The organism is Nostoc sp. 106C (assembly GCF_002154725.1).
GTDB lineage: Bacteria > Cyanobacteriota > Cyanobacteriia > Cyanobacteriales > Nostocaceae > Aulosira.
Genome location: NZ_MTAW01000108.1, coordinates 18,648 through 37,374 on the forward strand (window position 1 = coordinate 18,648; position 18,727 = coordinate 37,374).

The window sequence follows — 18,727 nt, forward strand, 5'->3', positions numbered from 1 at the left end:
TGTTTTTATGGATATTTATTTATCCAGATATTGCTCATGATTTTTGAACAAGTTTTGCTAGTTTAAATTAATATATATTCGCTATTCTTCTAAGTCTGTCAAAATGCGATCGCTTAATGCCCAACGATTAGAATTAGGTCTAATCCAACACTTTTCCGCTTCATTGAAATTGCGTTGATGTAGCAGTACTGAGTGCAAGTCTTTTTTCTGTTGAGTATTGAGCTTAGTTACCATCTTTTCTGCTGCCCGTAATGCACAAGTCTGCTCAAAGGCTGTTTCCGAATTATTAATGATATTGAGAACTGCATAAAAATAAGTCGGATCTCCAGACCATTCTGTTACAGAAAGCCCTAGTAATCGTTTACCTTGATCGTTGGATTTGATCAGATTATTTACATCTTGTTCAGAAAAATTCACTTCTGGTGCTAGAGCACGCATCCTACCAGCAATAGACTCCATCTCAAATGTGCGTTTTGCTCCTGGTGGCAAGGAATTTCTAAGTTCTTTATAGCGTTGACTTAAGCTTTCAATTTGTTTTCGTGCTTCCGACGAAGGAATCCTTGATGCATAGGCTTTCTGCCATTCATGGCGCATTTGCCGCATTTCTAGCTGTTGTTGTGGTGGTGCAACATCTTCTGCTAGCTTAGTATGCTCAATCAAAAATCCTAGGGTATCGCCAGTTAATGACTGTAGCATCGGCATCATACTAGAGCCAGTAATTTCGCCTGCTGGCGTCTTGATGGCTCCTCCTGTTAAGGCAATTATTTTCAATAGAGATGGTAGCCAGATTAGCGCTAAAAAAACGGCTGTCGTATTTGTTACTTCAAATTTAAACGTTAGTTTTTCCCCACCAGTTACTTGAAAGGTACTGAGAAGGATAAAAAGACTACTAATAATTAACCAGTTTTTAGGAATGTGAATGATTCGTCTAAGCAGCCAATCCACTGCTTCCCTAGAAATCTGGTTGTTAGCTAGCTCTTGATCTGATTTGCTAATCATATTTTTATAACGATTCAATTAATGATAGTGATATAGAAATTCTTGTAAAGTAAAGGGCGGGAAATTCCCGCCCTTACGGGCATTTATTTGCGTTAACCAGAATTACCAATAGGGAATAACTTCTAAATTATTCTCATCCGCTGCCTTTAAAATCGGACCCCGTAACAATTCGTGTTTGAGCGGCAATACATTTTCTGGTCTACAGATAAAGAAATGTTCTGCACGTTCATAGATAGCGATCGCATCTTCATTATTATGAGCATTGCAATAAATTAACCCATGAATTTGGGTGTAAATTGCTGGCTGCTCATAAAAATAGCGCGACCAAGCTTGGCTTAGGGAACGCTTTTCTGTCTTGGCCAGGGTGGCTTCGTTCGCACCAGCCCGCATCGCACCCGTACCCCGGAGATCCAATAATTTTAAATCCCTAGTAGCGGTAACGATCGCAATTTGTTGGTCGGTAATTTCTATACAACCGACATCACCAAAAACTTCCACTAGACAACTCGAAAGTTTTGGTGCAAGGTAGTATATACCGCGCTCTTGGTCATGGGCTGGTTGATAATCCCGTGGCTCGTAGGAAAAGCTGGGAAAGTTGCCACGATGATGATCGAAGCGATAAAGTGGACCCCACACTCGAAAAGTCAAAGCATTAGTACCAAAGTCTGTCCGGAAAATTCTGAAAAGTTCCGTCCCTTTTTTCAAGCTATAAAATTTTGGTTTTGGCCTGCCAAAGCGAGGTGGCGGGACAATTAATTTGACCACCTTTATCACTCCTCATCTGGTTGACTGACAAAATAGGAATACTTGATGTTCCAGACTTTTACGGTGTCTGTCAACAAGTGCTAGTGTACGGAATTCAAAATCGTTTGGAAAAGTTTGTGCGATGGGGTTAACCTTCCTTAAAACTTTTCGTCAACTGTAAAAAGCTGATTACGCCAGCTTTTAGTATATTTTTGAATAGTAGCTTGATTTTCGCCGTGCTGTACTAGTACATAAAAACTATATCTACAGCAAAATTCAAGAGTTAGCTACGTGTTTCCGGACATTTTTATCTATAAAAGTGTAGCTCTTGTAACTTTTGTCAATCAATCAGTAGATTTGTTGCCAGGATTTATACTGAGATATTTGTGAAGAAGACAAGGGGACGCGGTGAGGAAGTCAGAGTCTACAGCCCTTCGGGCATCCTTCGGCGGGCGGTTCCCGTCGAGTCCGAACTTCCGAACCCGAAGGGAGAATGAAAATTTCCCCGCGTCCTCGCATTGATTCTTCTGCATGATTTGTTGTCTAACAGACTTCTACAAAACTCCTACAGTCCTGGCTTCGGCAATTACATCATCTATTTGCCCAAACTTCAAGGCTTCTATAGGGGTTAGACCATTTAAAGCGTTGTTTGGTCGAGTCAGCCAACTTATTTTTGAGAAAGCAGGAACATTCAGAGCTTTTAAAACATCTGGTAGCCCAGCGACTACACCATCTGGCCCCTCAGGATCGAATTGCCAAATGGGAAATTTCCAGACTCCGTTATCTTGAACAGCAATTAAGCTATTCTTTTTTAAGCGATCGTGTGGTGTCTGACGAGTTGTATTCAATAAATCGGCTACTTGCGGTGCTGTTAATGAAGATTTAAGTAATTCTTGTCTCCACCTAAAATTTCTCGTCAGCGCAGCAAGTTCTAATTTACTATGCTCTTCATCACTGATTTGATCGGCACCAAGTTTGGCAGCAAAGTCAAGTTCAGCTTGAGAATACTTTGGCTTAGTATGAGTAGGAGCCAATCTTTCTGCTAAACATTTAATCTCCTCAGGTTGTAGAGAATTGAGATAATCCTGAAATTCTAGTGCGATTCGTTCTAGTGCTTGTTTCATAACATGTTTTCCGGAAGGAGCATCAATTGAGACGTTAATTTCGCTCATAATCCCTCCTAAACCGACCACTTAACATAATAATTTACTCAGTTCATGTAAGAGATGTCAAATATCTAGATCTCTAGATTCGCACCCTTCTGTATGTTTTACAATCATTCTTGGGCATGATTTATGTATGACTTTTGCATGAGATGTGTATGATTTTTTGCCAAACTAGTTATAGAATTAACAAAATGATTTTATATAGAGGTAATGACTAGGCGATCGCTTCAAGCATCAGCCAAGGGAATTAGTAAAGCCGAAGCTGCCCTGATCCGTAATTCCTTGACACAGCAGGGGTTAGCTGGAGAACTAGGCATTAGCCGTCAGCCAGTTACCAAGTTTTTTCAAGGCAAACCAGTTGACCGCTACATTTTCGTTACCATTTGCGAAAAGCTCAACCTGAATTGGGAAGAGATTATTATCTCCTCATCCTTCGCTGATGAAGAACAGCCAGACAGCCTTAACCAAATTCAGAATCTAGTGCAGAATGTCCGCGAAAAAGTCCACGACAGTATTCAAAGACGTTGTGGTGTCATGCGGGTGCTAGATATGGAACAACCAAGAAGGCTAGATACTATTTACACTCATGTCAATATTTGGGAGCGAATAACTGGACGCAGACGGTTAAATATTGGGGAGATAATACGGGATTTTGATCCTAAGAAATTTAACTGTTTTAACTTAGGTAGTCTACAACAACCGCGTCGACCAGCGTTAGAAGCCGTAGAAGAGTATGACAAATTGATAATTTTAGGCAAACCAGGAACAGGCAAGACCATATTTTTGAAATGGCTAGCTATTCAGTGTAACTTGGGTGAGTATCGAAGCGATCGCGTCCCTATATTTATTTATCTCAAAGACTTTGCAGAGGCTAGAGAGCAACCAACTTTACTAGAGTACATTACAGAACAGTTTGAAGATTGTGAGGTTGTGCCAAATGCAGCGCTAACCCTTCTAACTCAAGGGCAAACTATAGTTTTATTAGATGGGCTAGATGAAGTCAAAGATGCAAATTTTAACCGAGTTGTGCAGGAAATTCGCAGGTTTACAACCCGATTTTATGCCAATTCCTTTGTGATTACCTGCCGAGTTGCGGCAGGTAATTATATCTTTGAACAATTTACAGAAGTAGAAATTGCCGATTTTGATGACCAACAGATTACTGAATTTGTTATCAAATGGTTTCAGGAGCAAGCAGCGACAAAATCTGAATATATTTTACAAAAGTTGCAAGAAAATCAATCACTGCAATCACTAGCTACTAATTCCTTATTATTAACTTTCTTATGTTTAATTTTTGAAGAAAGCGCAAATTTTAAATTTAAGACATCAGCAATTTATCAAGAAGCATTGGATATTTTTCTTAAACAATGGGATATCCAGCGTCATATTCAACGAGATGAAATTTATCAGCAAATTTCTGCACAACAAACAGCAGCATTATTGAGTGAAATTGCTCGAAATTATTGGGAGAGAGGTGAGTATTTTTTCCAGCAAGAAGCTATTGAGCAAAAGATTAATGAATACATTTATAGCTTACATGATGGCAGAAATTTAGATTTAGCAAAAATTGATAGCGCAGCGATTCTCAAGTATATTCAAGCTCAAAATGGTTTATTGGTTGAGAGAGCAAAGGGTATTTACTCTTTCTCTCATATTAGTTTTCAGAAATACTTGGCTGTTAAAGATATTTAGACCATAGCCTCAACTGTGGAAACAACTTTGCAAGAAGCGCCTTTCACTTGCAGCAAGGGAGAAATTGCTAGGTTCTGCACTTGCCGATCAATACCATTTCCCTGAATAATCACCTGGGAACGTGACTGAATTAATTCTCTGATATGTGCACAACCCAGAACAGGAGTCATTTCTGTTAAAGCAAAGAGGAATTCTGTATTTAATTTATCTAACGATGGTCGTAATGTTTGGTTTAAGTCTGGTACGTTACGAAAAGATTTAATACCTTGCTGTTTCCAGTTTTGAAAATCAGTTTTTTGGATAAGTTTTCCAGCTTCTATTTGTGCTTGAAAAAATGCTGCAACTGTTTCGGAATCTAGACTATAGTTTATTGCTTGTTGCCTAACTTTTAATAGTAACTCCTGTTCGCGCTTTAGATCCTCAATAGGACGTTTATTATTCCATTTCCAGCGAGCTACATCATGTGCAATTAGCAATCGCTGCTGGATAAATCTTAGTAATTTATCTACAGATATTTGTTGATCTGTGATAGTAATAGCTTGGGAATTTACTGATTTTGCTGGTTCCGAGTTTTGAGCCGTTAAATATAATTTTAATTTGGCAGAAACTACTGTAATACTTGAAAAAAAACCAAATAAAATTATTATGAAAAACAACAGTGGATGCTTTCTGAAAAAATTTAAGTTCATGGTAAAAACTTTATGCACCCTGCTACCCATCAAAATCTACACTAACTCGATAAAGTTGCAGTATTTTTACTGTAAGATAACAAATATCATAGTTAATAACAAAAAGCAAGTTCAGGCTTACGGGGATATCACATTGGAACAGAAAACTGAGATACAGGGTATTGCAGGTAAAGGAATTCCAAATAAAAAACATCCCAATGATGAATTTACCAAGCCTGTAACTCTTAGGGAACATGTTGTGCCTCTACCTGTGTAAATCATTTACCAGAAATACGCTGTATGGAGAATTGCTATAAAGACACAAGAGAGTAACGAACCGCAGAGGAGGGCAGTTGCGTGGTGAGGCAATGCGGTCTTGGGGAGCCAGTGCGTTGGGCGGTGCGGACTTAAAGCAACTGGCGTCAAACTGCTCGTGATGCAGAGAAAGGCAATTCTGAGAAGATTTGAGTTGACTGGCTGGGATGAAGTCAGCAAGCGATCGCAATATCATTAAATATTATTTGGGTCGATGCCCAATTCTCTAAGCTTGGCTGCTAGTTTTTCTTTTTGTTGACGTTCGGCTTGAGCCTGTTGTTGAGCTAGTTCTCGCTGTTGGCGTTCGGTTTGAGCAACTTCAACAGAGGTTGGGTAGCGGGTATTATTTTTATCATACCAATACAGCACCTCACGTTGAATTGTGCCAGATGTATAGCGCGATCGCCCAATTCCCAATCCAATTTCTGGCATCCAAAATGGTTCACCTATTTGCAGTTGATATTCCCCATCAATCAACTGATACACTTCAAATGGTTGATGTTGGTCTCGTCGCCAATATTGCGGATTGTAGATAACGTAGTAAAGGGCACCCAATTTAGCATAGATATTCAGCTTAGTATCATATTCATCACCAGGAGTTTTAGAAACCACTTCTAAAACAAACTTGGGTACGATGTTTTCTTCTTCCCATACTACATAGCTTGAGCGCGATTTATCTGCTTTACGTCGTTGCACCCCTAAGCTCAAAAAACCATCGGGAACTACTGGTACTAGATGGCTCACTCCTGTTGTATGGTAAATACCCATATCTACTCCAAAAAACCAGTCATTCCTGTTTGCCCAAATTGACTCTAGGAGAAACAGCAGTAAATTGGGAATAAAATTTTGGTCTTCATTATCCACAGGTGTATCGTCTGAACAGGGCAGTTCAGCACTGGTGGGTAGAGCGTGATAGGGTTGAGACTTTACCATAGGTAATCAATTATGGTCGTTTGCCCAATAGTTTGATTTTAGGCGATGTCTGCCGACAAGAAGCAGAAGCTCCTACGCGTTTAGCTTTATTCCCATCGCCCTTCTTCCCAAGCTTTGATAGCATAAAATACTGATGAGTAATCATCATTAGCGAATGACATCTTCATCGCTGCTTGCAAGATTTGTCTTACACCTTTAATACTACTGACATCTAAATCAACCGCTTTAGCTTCATTGATAAATAAGTCTGTATCTTTCAATAAGTGTTTGGTGGGAAAATTCGGATTTGCAAAGTTGCCATCTAACATTCGTGACAGCTTTTTGTCAAAGGTAGGAGCATAAAGCACACTTTCACGCAGGATTTGCATAAACGCTTCCACGTCAATGCCTTGACGTTGGACAAAAGCTAGACTCAAAGAAAAGCTAGTCGTGAGAGCAGCAATTAGTTGATTTAGTGCTAGTTTGATAGAAGCCGCAGCACCTACAGGCCCGACTAATCGAGGTTCTGGTCCAAAATGTTGTAGTAAATTTAAGTAGCGCTGAAATTGATCTTCGCGAGCGCCTACCATGACAATTAGTTTGCCAGCTTGCGCTTCGGGAATACTTCCCAAAACTGGTGCTTCTATATATTCGCCACCCGCGGCCGCCACTGCATCTCTAATTTCTTGGCTTTCTGTGGGAGTAATTGTCCCCATTTGGATGACGGTGCGTCCTGAGAGAGTTCGCCACGAGGTATCTGAAAGCAACACACTATAAATAGCAGCAGCATTTGTGAGCATCAGAATTATGCAATCAGCAGCGCGAATTGCATAGCGGGGATGTGACGCAATTTCTGCACCAGCTACTTGTAGTGGTGCTAATTTTTCTGGGGTGCGGTTGTAGGCAACTAACTCTATATTTGCTGCTAATAGCCTTTGAGCCATCGGTAGTCCCATCAGTCCAGTTCCCAGAAATGCCACCTTCATTGTTTACGTTCCTTTGGTACAGCGTAGGCGAAGCCTGTCATAGACATCGCGTTTCCATTATCAGTTAACAGTTAACAGTTAACAGCTAACAGTTAACAGTTAACAGTGATGACTGAGAACTGGTAACTGCATACTGACTTTAGGTGTTGATTAGCCACCTGCGGCAAAAGTCGCCAGAATTAAAACTGACAGTAAGATACCAGGAGTGAGTAGTGTCACTAGCATTAACAAGTCATGGGTACTCATAATTTTTGATTTCCTTAGGTTTTTAGTTGTCACTGTAACAGTGTGACGTTAGTCTATTGAGACTAATACGGCATTAATAGAGTTTTAACTTTTGGCCTACTTTTACTCTGGCACAATCAATCCTTTTAGCGGTTGAGACAGTTGTTTTTCGTTTAATCCCTTGCTTTGAACTAAAACGCCAAAGCCGCCCAGTCCCAAAGGATTGAGGAGTTCGTGCAATGACTCTCGGCGCTGCAATAACTGGGAAATTGATTGTTCTTGGTAAGAAAGGGCAGCAATGCGACTTCCCAAGCCTAACGCCATCAAAAATAATCCCTGCTGAGTAAAACCCACTTTATCTAAACCGCAGCGATCGCCCCATCGTTCCAAAGCAGTAAAATCAACATGGGCTGTAATATCTTGCTGGCCGATATTGATATAAGGGTTGTCGTGGTGGCGATGGTGGTAATAACACTTTAAGGTTCCTTGCGATCGCCTGGGGTTATAGTAACGACTGGCAGGGTAGCCATAATCAATTGTTAACACATACCCGCACTGCAAGCGGTCTGCCACTATACTCAACCAATCTAGAGCCGCTAAATTAATTTCACTACGGTAGCCATCTGTATAACCACTTTGAGCAAAATCAATTCCCACTAAATCCAAATATTCAGCCAATCGGGGAGTAGAAAGTTCTCCTGTGACTTCCACAAATGATGACATAGTAGCGGCGAGACTAGAGTCAGTTTCTCCCTTAATTCCCTGCTCTTTTGATGGTGTCACATAAATTTCTCGCAATTTCCCCGCTTCTAAAATAAACTGATGTACTGGCAAAGCATCCACCAATTCATTAGAGAAGAAGCAACCTGTAATGGAATTGAGTGGTATTTCCTCTAGATTGCACCAACGCACAGAAAAATCTTGTAAGCGTTGCTGCTGTTCTTGCCTAAGAGATGGGGATTTCTCAACAATTAAATATTCTAAAACAGCGTAAAAATCCGGGTACTGCTGCTGACAGTACTTGAGGATATGCGAAGCCAACAATCCTTGACCTGCGCCCATTTCTACCAGACAAAAGGTCTCAGTCCGCCCTAAAATCTCCCACATTTGGAGAAATTGTTCCGCTAGTAATTCACCAAAGTCATGGCCAAGGTGGACAGAAGTGAAAAAATCACCACCCTCAAACCCAAGTTTTACGGCATTGCTGGAATAGTAACCATGTTCAGGGTGATATAACACCATGTCCATAAATTCAGCAAAAGTGATTCGCTGTTGAGGATTTGTGGCAATCACAGAGGCTATGGCCGCACACAGCGCCGGATTAGAATCCATACAATTTCAGATTTGATATATCATATTGGACAATGGAAACCGGGAAACAGGCTAAAAACTCGGAATAATTACCAATTTTCAATCTCAAATCCACAATCACAATTTTCCTAATTTTTCTGGCTTAGCCTATCTATATTTATTGTAGGGTCGGCGTCTCACCTGCATTCTTGGCTTCCCAGAGGGTAGGCGCAAACAAAGAAATACAGATATCAGCGCCTGGTCTAAATATATAAAAACTGCTGTAAATCAGCATTTAGATAGTTGATTGTGAACAACTGTACTTCATCCAATTACAAATGCATGAGGGTAAGCTAACCCGCCTTTAAGTTGCAGAATCCTTAGCCTCAGAAAGACGCGGCGACGCGGAGAAAGGGAAACGCAAAGATGCAATTTTAATGATTATTCGCTTACTAACTGGATTTACGTCCTTTGGTTAGGTGTATAGCAAAAATTCACTTTTATCAGAACTTATAGGTAGAATACATAAGCCTGATTCTATTCCTCGACTATCATGGGCAACACTTTTGGTCATCTATTTCGCATTACTACTTTTGGTGAATCCCACGGCGGTGGCGTGGGAGTTGTGATTGATGGTTGTCCACCGCGACTGGAAATTTCTGCTGAGGAAATTCAAGTAGAACTAGATAGAAGGCGTCCAGGACAAAGTAAAATTACAACGCCTCGCAAAGAAGCTGATACCTGCGAGATATTATCTGGAGTGTTTGAAGGAAAAACCTTAGGAACGCCGATCGCAATTTTGGTGCGCAATAAAGATACTCGTCCCCAAGATTACGACGAGATGTCCCAGAAGTATCGCCCTTCCCACGCTGATGCAACTTACGATGCCAAATATGGGATTCGTAATTGGCAAGGTGGGGGTAGGTCGTCGGCGCGTGAGACAATTGGACGAGTAGCAGCAGGTGCGATCGCGAAAAAAATTCTTCGTCAAGTCGCTAATGTGGAAATCATCGGTTACGTCAAGCGTATCAAAGACTTGGAAGGCGTTATCGATCCTAATACTGTCACCTTAGAACAAGTTGAAAATAACATTGTCCGCTGTCCCGATGCTGAATCGGCAGAGCGCATGATTGAATTAATTGAGCAAATTGGCAGACAAGGTGATTCCATCGGCGGCGTAGTAGAATGCGTAGCGCGGAATCTCCCGAAGGGTTTAGGCGAACCAGTATTCGATAAATTAGAAGCAGATATTGCTAAGGCTGTGATGTCTCTTCCTGCTAGCAAAGGTTTTGAAATTGGTTCAGGTTTTGCAGGAACGCTGTTAACAGGAATTGAACATAACGACGAATTTTATATTGATGAACAAGGTGAAATTCGCACTGTAACCAACCGTTCCGGTGGAATTCAAGGGGGAATTTCTAACGGCGAAAATATTATTCTACGAGTTGCATTTAAGCCGACAGCAACAATTAGGAAAGAGCAAAAAACTGTAACTCGTGAAGGTGAAGAAACTTTATTAGCAGCGAAAGGAAGGCACGATCCTTGTGTGCTACCTCGTGCTGTTCCAATGGTGGAAGCGATGGTGGCTTTGGTGTTGTGCGACCATTTGTTACGTAATCATGGACAGTGTGAACTGTTGTAGGTAACATAGCAAATTATCATCAATATCCTGAACTAGCTACACAAAGAGGGATTTAGCAGCGAGAAAGCCTAGGAGTAAAAACTTACTTAAAGTCCGCTTTGGTACATTAGGTAATGACTTTAAAGTAATTATTGAACTTTTATTACCTTTACCACTAGAAGAGTTTACTCTCTGAGTATGGCAATTATCTTGTGAAAAATTAATTGCTAGATTTCTCTAGGAGACTTCCAATTTCAAAAATATCCAATGAGAGTTAGGTGTATTAGCGATCGCATAACGCACTGCAACAGATCATGGCATTATTTTATAGGCTTGCATAATGGATTTTGTGACACTTTTAGGATTAGTCGCAGCTTCAATAACTACGGTTTCATTTGTGCCACAAATGATCAAAATATGGCAAACGAAATCTGCAAAAGATGTTTCTTTTGTCATGTTAATTTGTTTCAACACAGGCATATTTTTATGGCTTATTTATGGAATTATGCTTAAACAATTGCCGATTATTTTGGCTAATGCTGTCACTTTATTTTTTAACTTGATAATTCTATGGCTTAAAATTAGATATAGATATAGATAAACCTGCCGCGTGCCCCTCAGACTAGAAGTCTGAACGGCAGTTGCTACCCTGGAGGCAACCGCCCTCCGAGCCTTTACAAGCTGGGAAACTTGTCCAACATAGTGGCTTCTTAATGCACTGCCTCGGCTATACAAACAAAGTTCGCTGGCACGGACTTCAGAATTTGAAACCCACGGAGATGGGTTTGGTTTGTGTCAGCGCGAATTTTATTCGCCCGTATTATTATAAACATCCCCAAGCGATCGCCTGTGACATCCTCTGTATTTTCTGCTGAACGCCTGCTATTCACCCCCAACACCCCTAACACCGATGCTATCCCAGTGATTTTCGCCTTTCCTAATGAGTACAGCGTGGGAATCACTAGCTTAGGATATCAGGTGGTATGGGCAAATTTGGCAATGCGTGATGATGTGCAGGTAAGCCGCCTGTTCACAGATATTCACGAACAGCTTCCGAGAAAGCCGGAAATTGTAGGATTTTCTATTTCTTGGGAACTAGATTATGTGAATATCTTAAATTTGCTCGAGTCTTTGGAAATTCCAATTCGCGCATCTTTGCGTAACGATCATCATCCAATAATTTTTGGTGGGGGTCCAGTTCTCACTGCTAACCCTGAGCCTTTTGCAGATTTTTTTGATGTAATTTTGCTAGGAGATGGAGAAAATCTGCTGGGAGATTTCATTGAGGCGTACAAAGAAGTTAGAAACGCTTCTCGACAAACTCAACTTCAAGCACTTGCACAAGTACCTGGAATTTATGTTCCAAGTTTGTATGAAGTTGAATATCAAACCTTAGATGGTGCTGTAAAGTCAATTAAACCTATTTCCGCAGAAGTTCCAGCAATAGTGCAAAAGCAGACTTACCGGGGAAATCTTCTCTCTGCATCCACTGTCGTTACCGAAAAGGCAGCGTGGGAAAATATTTACATGGTGGAAGTGGTAAGAAGTTGTCCAGAGATGTGTCGCTTCTGTCTAGCTAGTTATCTCACATTGCCATTTAGAACCGCGAGTCTGGAGGGTTCGTTAATTCCAGCTATTGAAAGAGGCTTGCAAGTTACAAAGCGGCTAGGATTATTGGGTGCTTCTGTAACTCAGCATCCAGAGTTTGAGACGTTGCTAGATTATATTAGTCAGCCGCAATATGATGATGTGCGTCTGAGCATTGCTTCAATACGCACCAATACAGTTACAGTGCAGCTAGCCCAAACTTTAGCGAAACGAGACACGCGATCGCTTACCATAGCAATAGAAAGTGGTTCGGAAAAATTACGCCGCATCATCAACAAAAAGCTGCATAATGACGAAATTATCCAAGCCGCAGTTAACGCCAAAGCTGGTGGCTTAACAAGTTTGAAACTCTACGGAATGGTGGGAATTCCTGGCGAGGAACCAGAAGATTTAGAGCAAACTGTGGCGATGATGCGCTCTGTTAAAAAAGCTGCACCTGGATTGAGATTAACACTGGGATGCAGCACCTTTGTACCCAAAGCACACACCCCATTTCAATGGTTTGGCGTGAATAAGCAATCTGAAAAGCGGTTGCAGATGTTACAAAAACAGCTAAAATCCCAAGGGATAGAGTTTCGCCCTGAAAGCTATAATTGGTCTATAATCCAAGCTTTGTTATCGAGAGGCGATCGCAGACTCTCCCATCTTCTAGAACTTACCCGTGACTTTGGCGATTCCCTAGGCAGTTACAAACGTGCTTATAAGCAACTTAAAGGTCAAATCCCTGAGTTAGATTTCTACGTCCATGCAAATTGGTCAACAGAGCAAGTTTTACCCTGGAATCACTTGCAAGGGCCTCTACCACAGTCTACACTACTGAAACATTTGGCTGAGGCGACAAGTCATTTTGACTCATCCCCAAAAGAACTTCAGCCATTAAATTCCTAGCTTACAAGTTAATGCAAACAACAGCTGAGTATTACTGTGCTTATTGTGGTGAACCAAACTTAACCTTTGTTGATTTGAGTGCTGGGGGACAGCAATCTTATGTAGAAGATTGTCAAGTTTGCTGTAACCCCAATATTTTGTATGTACGGGTTGATGAAGACACCCTAGATATTGAGATTGATACCGAATCTGAAAGCTGAATTTTAGGTTTCTGTTTCCATGCTGCACTTTAAACATTCCTCTGTGATTAATGCACCACCAGAAGTAGTTTGGAAATTTCACGAAAGATCAGATATTTTGCAAACGCTAACTCCACCTTGGCAACCAGTCAAAGTAATGCGCCGTGACGGAGGACTGGAGGTGGGTGCTATCACAGAATTTCGTCTGTTTCTCGGCCCATTACCCTTGACTTGGTTAGCGCGTCACACTCAATGTGAAAAATATCGCCTGTTTGTCGATGAACAGATATCCGGGCCTTTTGAGTCTTGGGTACACAGACATGAATTTGAAGCTGAAAATGGTAAAACTAGATTAACTGATGCCATTTCTTTTTCCATGCCTGGTGCACAAACAGTAGAATTTATTAGCGGTTGGCTGGTGCAAGCACAACTCGAAGCTATGTTTCGCTACCGCCATTATGTGACTAAAAGAGAGTGCGAAAATTAATTTGTAGTAATCGCTTAAGTAGTTACTAAGCAACCATCAAAGTTTTTTTGATGAAGTACTCTACTGTAAAAAGATTCTAAGATTTTGGATAAATTCTCTGGGATTTTCAAAGTGAATATTATGCCCAGCTTTTTTAATGACTTTTAGCTGTGCATTTTCACAAATATCTGCCATTTTTTGATTAATATCTCTAAATTTTCTATCATATTCTCCAACAAGTAAAAGCAAAGGATTCTTGTTTTCTTTGAGTTTATCCCACAAAGAAGGTTGATATCCAGTGCCCATAAAGCGCAGGGATTTATCCAATTCTAAAGGGTGATTTTGCAATCGACTTTCTAGCATAAACTCGTATTTTGGATGATTTTTGATATCTCCAAAAATCTGCTGAGTATACCAATTTGATAAGAAAGCTGCAAAATCATCGTTTTCAAGACTTCTGATTAATTTTCTACCTATTTGATAATCGTGTTGAATGCGTTCTAATCGTTCTGCTTCTATTGCCAAACCTGGAGAAGCTGATTCCAATACAACTTTAGAAAAACGTTCTGGGAAATGCAGGTTAAGGTATAAAGCTAATCGTCCACCCATTGAATAGCCAACTAAAAAGCATTGAGGAATTTGCAACTCATCTAATAAATTAATTAAAGCCTGAGCAGTGTTTGGCACTGTATAGCATTCCTCACTACCCAAAACTTGAGTTTTGCCATGTCCGGGAAGGTCAATAGTCAAATAAGAAAAATCATCAGATAGTAGTATTATGGCTTCATCAAATTCATCGATGTTACCCATAAATCCGTGCAAGAAAAGAATTAATGGCTTATTGGAATTACTAATTAAAGAGTAGTTAAATTTATAGTTAGTTAGAGACATCTTTTATTCATATTCAAGAAACCTGGCGATTTCTCGTCACCAGGGTTGATTGTTTATAATTTGCTACTTTCTAAGGCAAAAACCGATCTAAAGCTGCCTTAAGTTGTGCAATTTCAGTATCAATATTGCCCTCTTGTGCAGCTCTGGCAATACACTCAGTTAAATGTTCATCCAAAACGATTCGCGCTACCCGATCCAATGCACCTCTAACTGCGGCAATTTGCAATAAAACGTCTGGACAAGGGGTATTTTGCTGAACCATTGTTTTTATACCTCGAATATGCCCTTCTATACGTGCAAGTCGATTCACAATTCGCCGTAAAGACTCTTCACTATGGACGTGAGGATGAACCGAGTCTCCTTGCACAGCATGATCTGGATGTTCGTGGTCTGTGCTGTGATTGTGGGAGTGTTCTACTTGCTGGGATGTAGGCAAGGATTCTTGAGAGGATCGGTTTAATCCGTTCATGGGTTATCAAAGTGCTGGTCTAACTAAGATACTAGCCTAGAGGAGAAGGGGGACAACGAAGATGAGGGGGATGAGAAAGCACAGGAAGCAGAGGAGAAATCACAAATATTAATTGTTGGGTAAAATCCGAACCTGCTGAGGGGTAATCTCCATAATAGCTTTTGAGGTAAATATACAATTAATTTGATTACAGATAGTTTACGCAATGCCCCAACTAAACAGTAAGTTGAAATTAAAGATAGTAATTTAAGGATGAGGACAGTGAGAGAGAATTATAATTTGTCAACTATTTATCTCCTCCAATTCTTCTAACTCCCCCATGAGCTATCCGAGAACATAACTTACGGAAGCAGGCGAAACCTGAACAAGAGTGCTCGCGTCAATACGCAGGTATTCTCATCGATTCTGTAAAAATAACTTTAGATAGATTTGTCACGACTAAGTAAAAATTACGCTTCTAGATTTAGGTTGTGATTTATGAGATTTCCCAAATTACCTCGGTCTATACGCCAACTCAGTTCCCATGTTTTAGCCATATTTCTAGGAGTTGTGCTAACTTTTACTACCCTGCGGGTGTTACCCTCCGAAGCAGAACCAGCACCAAAGCCTGCAACTGTAAATACACCAGAATTGCTTGCGCAACGACAATCACCCGCCTCGACGGCGATAGGTAGCAGTAGTTTTGTGACAGCAGCCGTCAATCGTGTTGGCCCAGCAGTGGTACGGATTGATACTGAACGCACAATTACTCGTCGGAACGATCCATTTATGGAAGACCCATTTTTCCGCCAGTTTTTCGGTGACAGTTTCCAGCAACAGCCATCTAGGGAGCAATTACGCGGTCTGGGTTCTGGTTTCATTCTTGACAAGAGTGGTTTAGTTCTAACTAATGCTCACGTAGTCGATAAAGCTGATAGAGTGACAGTCCGGCTAAAAGACGGTCGCACCTTCGACGGTAAAGTTCAAGGTATTGATGAAGTTACAGATTTGGCGGTAGTTAAAATTAATGCCGGGAATGATTTACCAGTGGCACCCTTGGGTTCTTCTAGTAATGTACAAGTAGGAGACTGGGCGATCGCAGTTGGTAATCCTTTAGGATTTGATAATACCGTAACTTTGGGCATTGTCAGCACCCTGAAGCGTTCCAGCGCCCAAGTCGGGATTACAGATAAACGCTTAGATTTCATTCAAACTGACGCAGCGATTAACCCTGGGAACTCTGGCGGGCCGTTATTAAATGGACAAGGTGAGGTGATTGGGATTAATACAGCAATTCGTGCTGACGCAATGGGGATTGGATTTGCTATTCCCATAGATAAAGCAAAAGCGATCGCAACACAACTGCAACGTGAAGGTAAAGTTGCTCATCCCTATTTAGGCGTGCAAATGGTATCTTTAACACCGCAGCTAGCCAAGCAGAACAACACAGATCCCAACTCTCCCATTCAAATACCAGAAGTTAACGGTGTTTTGGTGATGCGAGTTGTACCCAATTCCCCAGCTGCATCTGCGGGTATCCGGCGCGGGGATGTAATTGTGCAAGTTGATGGACAAGCGATTACCACTGCAGAACAGTTACAGAATTTTGTCGAAAACAGTCGCCTTGGTCAAGTATTGCAGGTGAAAGTGCAACGGGGTAACCAAACACAGCAGCTATCGGTACGCACTGCTGAGTTACAAAACGCTTCGTAATCAGCGCTGAATGTTGAGTATTGAGTTTGGGGGTACGTTATGCAAAGCGTACCCCTATATTTTTATTAATTTCTTGTAGGGGCTAGGCAATGCCTTGCCCTCTAACCTCTTTGGCATCGCAACTATAAATAATATTTTTCCATACAGCACCCATTACATTTAAATAATGTTAATTCCTCTGCGGGAAATTACAAATAAATTCTCGGCTGTGGTGAACATTTCTATGAGGGCACGGCATTGCCGTGCCCCTACGCAAGATAATTGTGGTAGCTTGAGGTTACAGATTGGAGAAGATAAGATAATCAGGAAAATATTCGCCATTTAATCACCATCATTCGCCTTTGGATCTCGGCGGTTGCAGTTCGGATGACAAAGTTTCGAGTTCAGAAGACGAAGTTTCGAGTTCGGAAGACAAAGTTTTGAGTTCGGAAGACGAAGTTTTGAGTTCGGAAGACGAAGTTTCGAGTTCGGAAGAGGAAGTTCCGAGTTCTGATGACGAAGTTTCGAGTTCTGATGGCGGAAACTGAAGTTAAAAGCTCGAAGTTTCATGTTCAGATGGCGAAGTTTTGAGTTCCAAGCTTCAAACTTGCTCATCGCAGGTTGATTTTTCCTGTTATGAACTCCTGAGTTTCTACTTGCTACCCGATTAAAAGGCTTTGCATCATCCAGCTTGCTTCAAAACTCCGTTGGCGGTGTGGCGTGACTTGATAGTTCCGTCTACAACAAACCGACGATTTGCGATCGCACTATACCAAATTTCATCATTGCCTTTGCCTTGCCATTCAAAATGCTGTTAGCTGCTGCTTTTATCTTCTTTTTTACTCCAAACATATTTACGGCAGACTTCACAGGCGGCTATTGCTTCCTCGGTTTGCGGGTTGGTGAAGATGGGATGATAACGCAACCTGTCGCAACAGACTTGTAACCATGAACGCCAGCCACCACGCCACAACCGCACCGTGCCGTCATTACCGCCACTAACAATCGTCTGCCCATCGGCGCTGATGGCAACAGAATTGACATCACCTTTATGACCGCGCAAAGGTTCAGCTAAGGGCTGACCTTGATTGTTCCACAACCGCACTGTGCCGTCACCACCGCCACTGACAATCGTCTGCCCATCGGCGCTGATGGCGACAGAATAGACATAACCTTTATGACCGCGCAAAGGTTCAGCTAAGGGCTGACCTTGATTGTTCCACAACCGCACTATGCCGTCACCACCGCCACTGAAAATCGTCTGCCCATCACCGCTAATGGCGACAGAATAGACAGAACCTTTATGACCACGCAAAGGTTCAGCTAAGGGCAGACCTTGATTGTTCCACAACCGCACCGTGCCGTCACTACCGCCACTGACAATCGTCTGCCCATCACCGCTGATGGCGACAGAGGCGACATTATAATAGAGATAACCTTTATAACCGTGCAAAGCTTGAGCTAAGGGCTGACCTTGAAGATTCCATAACCGCACCGTGCTGTCACCACCGCTACTGACAATCGTCTGTCCATCACCGCTGATGGTGACAGAATTGACCGCACCCTGATGACCGCGCAAGGGTTCAGCTAAGGGCTGACCTTGAAGATTCCACAACCGCACCGTGCTGTCACCACCGCCACTGACAATCGTCTGTCCATCACCGCTGATGGTGACAGAATTGACCGCACCCTGATGACCGCGCAAGGGTTCAGCTAAGGGCTGACCTTGGAGATTCCACAACCGCACTGTGCGGTCACCACCACCACTGACAATTGTCTGCCCATCACCACTAATGGCGACAGAATTGACATCACCTTCATGACCGCGCAAGGGTTCAGCTAAGGGCTGACCTTGAAGATTCCACAACCGCACTGTGCCGTCACCACCACCACTGACAATTGTCTGCCCATCACCACTAATGGCGACAGAATTG

General features: G+C 41.8%; 22 protein-coding genes. 10 read left to right on the forward strand and 12 right to left on the reverse strand.

Going from position 1 to position 18,727, the window contains the following annotated elements:
* Positions 1-81: 81 nt before the first annotated feature.
* The 3 genes from BV375_RS14995 to BV375_RS15005 form a co-directional block, all read right to left on the reverse strand.
* Positions 82-999, reverse strand: a complete 918-nt coding sequence (locus tag BV375_RS14995; RefSeq protein ID WP_086761794.1) for a hypothetical protein — start codon at positions 997-999, stop codon at positions 82-84.
* 102 nt (positions 1,000-1,101) lie between these two features.
* The gene (locus tag BV375_RS15000) at positions 1,102-1,764 is read right to left on the reverse strand and encodes an RES family NAD+ phosphorylase (protein WP_086761796.1); all 663 of its coding nucleotides are present in this window, start codon (positions 1,762-1,764) and stop codon (positions 1,102-1,104) included.
* A gap of 533 nt (positions 1,765-2,297) precedes the next feature.
* Complete coding sequence (locus BV375_RS15005) at positions 2,298-2,915, reverse strand: antitoxin Xre/MbcA/ParS toxin-binding domain-containing protein (RefSeq protein WP_086689256.1); 618 nt, start codon at positions 2,913-2,915, stop codon at positions 2,298-2,300.
* A gap of 204 nt (positions 2,916-3,119) precedes the next feature.
* Here BV375_RS15005 and BV375_RS15010 point away from each other — a divergent pair, with 204 nt between their 5' ends.
* Positions 3,120-4,604, forward strand: a complete 1,485-nt coding sequence (locus BV375_RS15010) for an NACHT domain-containing protein (RefSeq protein ID WP_086761798.1) — start codon at positions 3,120-3,122, stop codon at positions 4,602-4,604.
* Here BV375_RS15010 and aroQ read toward each other — a convergent pair.
* Positions 4,601-5,293, reverse strand: coding sequence for a gamma subclass chorismate mutase AroQ (aroQ, locus tag BV375_RS15015; RefSeq protein ID WP_208099127.1), 693 nt, complete (start codon positions 5,291-5,293; stop codon positions 4,601-4,603). The genes BV375_RS15010 and aroQ overlap by 4 nt on opposite strands.
* Positions 5,294-5,426: 133 nt before the next feature.
* Between aroQ and BV375_RS38710 the strand changes: the two genes are divergently transcribed.
* Positions 5,427-5,549, forward strand: coding sequence for a hypothetical protein (locus BV375_RS38710; protein WP_279432926.1), 123 nt, complete (start codon positions 5,427-5,429; stop codon positions 5,547-5,549).
* Positions 5,550-5,648: 99 nt separating this feature from the next.
* Positions 5,649-5,786: a hypothetical protein gene (locus BV375_RS36880; protein WP_166507453.1), complete on the forward strand. Its 138-nt coding sequence runs from the start codon at positions 5,649-5,651 to the stop codon at positions 5,784-5,786.
* Here BV375_RS36880 and BV375_RS15025 read toward each other — a convergent pair.
* The 3 genes from BV375_RS15025 to BV375_RS15035 all read right to left on the reverse strand — a co-directional run bounded on the left by BV375_RS15025 (position 5,783) and on the right by BV375_RS15035 (position 9,042).
* Entirely contained in the window at positions 5,783-6,520 is a 738-nt protein-coding gene (locus BV375_RS15025; protein ID WP_086761804.1) for a Uma2 family endonuclease, read from the reverse strand. The two genes, BV375_RS36880 and BV375_RS15025, sit on opposite strands and share 4 nt — an antisense overlap.
* Positions 6,521-6,606: 86 nt before the next feature.
* On the reverse strand, positions 6,607-7,485 hold the full coding sequence (locus BV375_RS15030; RefSeq protein WP_086761806.1) for an NAD(P)-dependent oxidoreductase: 879 nt from the start codon (positions 7,483-7,485) through the stop codon (positions 6,607-6,609).
* 348 nt (positions 7,486-7,833) lie between these two features.
* The gene (locus BV375_RS15035) at positions 7,834-9,042 is read right to left on the reverse strand and encodes a class I SAM-dependent methyltransferase (protein WP_086761808.1); all 1,209 of its coding nucleotides are present in this window, start codon (positions 9,040-9,042) and stop codon (positions 7,834-7,836) included.
* Positions 9,043-9,553: 511 nt separating this feature from the next.
* On the opposite strand from BV375_RS15035, the gene aroC reads away from it, so the two are divergent.
* Positions 9,554-10,642 carry a chorismate synthase gene (aroC, locus tag BV375_RS15040; protein ID WP_086761810.1) on the forward strand — a complete coding sequence of 363 codons (1,089 nt, stop codon included), beginning with the start codon at positions 9,554-9,556 and terminating at the stop codon, positions 10,640-10,642.
* Between the two features lie 291 nt (positions 10,643-10,933).
* On the opposite strand, the gene BV375_RS38140 is transcribed toward aroC, so the two are convergent.
* Positions 10,934-11,077, reverse strand: a complete 144-nt coding sequence (locus BV375_RS38140) for a hypothetical protein (protein ID WP_243713949.1) — start codon at positions 11,075-11,077, stop codon at positions 10,934-10,936.
* On the opposite strand from BV375_RS38140, the gene BV375_RS15045 reads away from it, so the two are divergent.
* From BV375_RS15045 to BV375_RS15060, 4 genes are all read left to right on the forward strand, one after another.
* A complete protein-coding gene (locus BV375_RS15045) occupies positions 11,019-11,222 on the forward strand; it encodes a SemiSWEET transporter (protein ID WP_243713948.1) in 204 nt (67 codons plus the stop codon). The two genes, BV375_RS38140 and BV375_RS15045, sit on opposite strands and share 59 nt — an antisense overlap.
* Before the next feature lie 248 nt (positions 11,223-11,470).
* A complete protein-coding gene (locus BV375_RS15050; RefSeq protein WP_086761825.1) occupies positions 11,471-13,117 on the forward strand; it encodes a radical SAM protein in 1,647 nt (548 codons plus the stop codon).
* Between the two features lie 11 nt (positions 13,118-13,128).
* Positions 13,129-13,317 (forward strand): CPXCG motif-containing cysteine-rich protein, encoded by a 189-nt coding sequence (locus BV375_RS15055; RefSeq protein ID WP_086689247.1) that lies wholly within the window; start codon positions 13,129-13,131, stop codon positions 13,315-13,317.
* A 19-nt stretch (positions 13,318-13,336) separates the two neighbouring features.
* Positions 13,337-13,783, forward strand: coding sequence for an SRPBCC family protein (locus tag BV375_RS15060; protein ID WP_086761814.1), 447 nt, complete (start codon positions 13,337-13,339; stop codon positions 13,781-13,783).
* 60 nt (positions 13,784-13,843) lie between these two features.
* On the opposite strand, the gene menH is transcribed toward BV375_RS15060, so the two are convergent.
* Positions 13,844-14,653 (reverse strand): 2-succinyl-6-hydroxy-2,4-cyclohexadiene-1-carboxylate synthase, encoded by an 810-nt coding sequence (menH, locus tag BV375_RS15065; protein WP_086761816.1) that lies wholly within the window; start codon positions 14,651-14,653, stop codon positions 13,844-13,846.
* Positions 14,654-14,723: 70 nt separating this feature from the next.
* Complete coding sequence (locus tag BV375_RS15070) at positions 14,724-15,122, reverse strand: metal-sensitive transcriptional regulator (protein WP_086761819.1); 399 nt, start codon at positions 15,120-15,122, stop codon at positions 14,724-14,726.
* 477 nt (positions 15,123-15,599) lie between these two features.
* Between BV375_RS15070 and BV375_RS15075 the strand changes: the two genes are divergently transcribed.
* Positions 15,600-16,814, forward strand: coding sequence for an HhoA/HhoB/HtrA family serine endopeptidase (locus tag BV375_RS15075; RefSeq protein WP_086761821.1), 1,215 nt, complete (start codon positions 15,600-15,602; stop codon positions 16,812-16,814).
* A 159-nt stretch (positions 16,815-16,973) separates the two neighbouring features.
* On the opposite strand, the gene BV375_RS36885 is transcribed toward BV375_RS15075, so the two are convergent.
* A complete protein-coding gene (locus tag BV375_RS36885; protein ID WP_166507454.1) occupies positions 16,974-17,135 on the reverse strand; it encodes a hypothetical protein in 162 nt (53 codons plus the stop codon).
* Positions 17,136-17,155: 20 nt separating this feature from the next.
* On the opposite strand from BV375_RS36885, the gene BV375_RS36005 reads away from it, so the two are divergent.
* Positions 17,156-17,341 carry a hypothetical protein gene (locus tag BV375_RS36005; RefSeq protein ID WP_143842095.1) on the forward strand — a complete coding sequence of 62 codons (186 nt, stop codon included), beginning with the start codon at positions 17,156-17,158 and terminating at the stop codon, positions 17,339-17,341.
* Positions 17,342-17,607: 266 nt separating this feature from the next.
* Here BV375_RS36005 and BV375_RS38145 read toward each other — a convergent pair.
* The coding region (locus BV375_RS38145) for a WD40 repeat domain-containing protein (protein WP_243713947.1) at positions 17,608-18,727 on the reverse strand (1,120 nt) is incomplete at its 5' end.